Below are 541 nucleotides of genomic sequence, written 5' to 3' on the forward strand. Positions count from 1 at the left end.
GGATTTCATCCTCCAGACGACGGAAGCCAGTGGGGTGGCGTCGACAGCCTTGGGCAACGGTGCCTGGGCAACGGAGCTTGGCGCGACTTCCGTGGGCACGCTGGCCGAGGCGACCGGTGTGCAGTCGACGACGCTGGGCACGCTGGCCTATGCGGACGGCGATGGTTCCACCGCGCTGGGCAGCGGCAGTTACGCGCAGGCCGACGACTCGACGGCGGTGGGTTTCCTGGCCAATGCCGCGGCGGCCAACAGCGTGGCGCTGGGTGCGGAGTCGGAGGCGGATCGTGCCAACACGGTGTCGGTGGGTTCGGCCGGCAACGAGCGGCAGATTGCCAATGTGGCAGCAGGCACCGAGGGCACCGATGCGGTGAACCTCGACCAGCTGGAAGATGCGACCGCCTATAACCAGTACTTCCGCGCCACGGGTGAGGGTGAGGCCTTCGCCCAGGGCGATGAGGCTACTGCGGCCGGCTCGGATGCCATGGCGGATGGCGACTACGCCACGGCCATGGGCTCCGGAGCGAGCGCGTTCGAACAAGGC

The 541-nt window shown here is 68.6% G+C and carries 1 pseudogene; it reads left to right on the forward strand.

Annotated features, from left to right (window positions below):
- Positions 1 to 34: 34 nt before the first annotated feature.
- Positions 35 to 541 (forward strand): annotated as a pseudogene (locus ACW7G2_RS14050) (hypothetical protein); the annotation flags it as partial.

Source organism: Luteimonas sp. A277 (genome assembly GCF_054052045.1).